This is a genomic window from Variovorax sp. P4_D9, assembly GCF_056401695.1.
Map to the genome: position 1 here is coordinate 1 of NZ_JBFUIU010001490.1, position 1,221 is coordinate 1,221.

Annotated in this window: 2 protein-coding genes; one reads left to right on the forward strand and one right to left on the reverse strand. The window is 58.9% G+C overall.

From position 1 onward, the window contains the following. On the forward strand, positions 1-426 hold a 426-nt coding region (locus AC1DY5_RS56260), incomplete at its 5' end, for a hypothetical protein (RefSeq protein ID WP_478122810.1). 550 nt (positions 427-976) lie between these two features. Here the strand turns inward: AC1DY5_RS56260 and AC1DY5_RS56265 are convergent. Beyond that, positions 977-1,221 (reverse strand): transposase (locus AC1DY5_RS56265; protein ID WP_478122811.1); only part of this gene is annotated, 245 nt, incomplete at its 5' end.

Consider the following 1,221-nt stretch of genomic DNA (forward strand, 5'->3'; position numbering starts at 1 on the left):
CGCTTCGCGGACTGGCTTGGGGCCTCGATGGCGTGGCCCTCGTTGTCGCGACTGCGTTTGCTGACCATTCATCACTTCCGGCGTGGACGCGACCTGATGGCTGCCGGATTCCTGGTCTTCGCGATCGGCGAAAGCCTGATTCTCTCTGGCGCTGCCATGGAGCCGATTGCCAGTATTCCTTCTKTTGGGAGCGGGGCCGGCTTGTGGGCTGCTTCGCTCGCACTCATCAGCGCGCCCAACATCATGCCCAAGCTGGTCAGGGCGGTCGGGTTCATCGCGTCGGCGCTGTTCGCGCTCGTGGCAGTGGAAATCTTTGCCGGACGCCAACTCTCGCCCTTGTCTGCACCGTTGCCGTTCTTCGCCTATCCATTCYTGGTCGCCACTCTGTTCGGCTGGGCGTGGTCACATCTCAAAGACAGAACATGACTCCCGACGCACCGCCTCGCAGCAATGCGTGCGGCTGAATCTTTTGACAGCATCCGGCATCTTGCGGCCAGGAGCAGTGCTTCGACCTTGCCCGCGACTTGGTTTGTCTCCAAATGGGCCGGATTCGTGAAATAGTGCCAACAATGCGAACCTTCRGCCGACTTGTGATTGACGTCAATCGGAATACMGTGMGGGCTTGGTTTCTCCCTGGGTAGGCATCAAGGACCAACCCCTTAAGGCCCGTTWMGTACGGGCCTTCTTTTGTTCAATCGACAATCGCTCTGGCGGCAGGCGCGCCGCCATGACGGCTGGCGGCCAGCAGCGGTAGTTCGTCATAGCATCCCGACGAACAGGTCGACACTGAGTGCGCTCTGTCGAAATGTCCAGCAGTTGAACGAAGCTCAATAATCAGCATGCGCGCAAAATTCAATCCAGAGGACTACCCGCCCATACCAGCGTTCTCGTGGCTTGGAAGTCTGAGCCCCTTGGTCCTCGTGCCGGCAGCTACGCCTGCGCTTGTCTTGTACCTCGCGCCGACGAACGTCTTATACTAAATTGCGTTCAAAGATATAGAAGTTATCCATTCGAACCCAGTCATTGACTGGGTTTTCGTTGGATTGGATTCGAGGGCGACGAGCCCGTGGGTCAGGGCGCTTTCGACGGCGTCCAGATTGGCGAAGACGTGGTTGGCGAAGCAGTCCTCGCGCAACGACTCCCACAGGTGCTCAGCGGGGTTGAGCTCCGGGCTGTACGGGGGCAGGAAGATCAATCGCATGTTCTGCGGCACGGCAAGAT